Annotated in this window: 1 protein-coding gene; it reads right to left on the bottom strand. The window is 70.8% G+C overall.

The window, feature by feature from the left end; translation table 11 throughout:
- Positions 1–511 (bottom strand): glycosyl hydrolase (locus AAFX79_13885; GenBank protein ID MEO1009645.1); only part of this gene is annotated, 511 nt, incomplete at both ends.

The raw sequence follows: 511 nt of genomic DNA, 5'->3' as shown, positions 1-511 counted from the left end.
GGCGCCGCGGTCGAGGCTCGCGTAGGCGCCGCGGTCGCTGCCGCCGGAGAGCACGTCGGCGTTCACCGGGGGTTCGCGCACCCCGTTGAGGGGCTCCGCCCGCAGACCATAGGCCCATGAGCGCCAGGTCGAGCCGGCGTCTTCGGTGACGTAGAGGTAGGCCGTGGCGTCGTCCTGCCGGTAGCCGTTGAGGGTGACGTAGGCGCGGTCCTGCTCGACTCGCGACGCGACGACACGGCTGACCCAGCGGTCCCGCGGCAGCCCGCCGCCGACGTCGCTCCAGGTCGAGCCGCCGTCGGCGGTGAGCCACAGCTGGCCGTCGTCGGTGCCGACCCACAGGCGGCCGAAGTGCAGCTCGCTCTCGGAGAACGTGGTGATGGTGGCGAAGGGGACGTCGCCGCGCTCTTCGGCGCGGGTCAAGTCGTCGCTGATGGCGGTCCACGTCTCGCCACGGTCCATGGAGCGATAAAGCTTGTTAGCGCCGAAGTAGAGGATGTCCGGATTGTGGCTC

This window comes from Planctomycetota bacterium (genome assembly GCA_039819165.1).
GTDB lineage: Bacteria > Planctomycetota > Phycisphaerae > Phycisphaerales > UBA1924 > JAHCJI01.
Note: the sequence above shows the minus strand (reverse complement) of the source record. Positions and strands in the feature narration are given on the sequence as shown.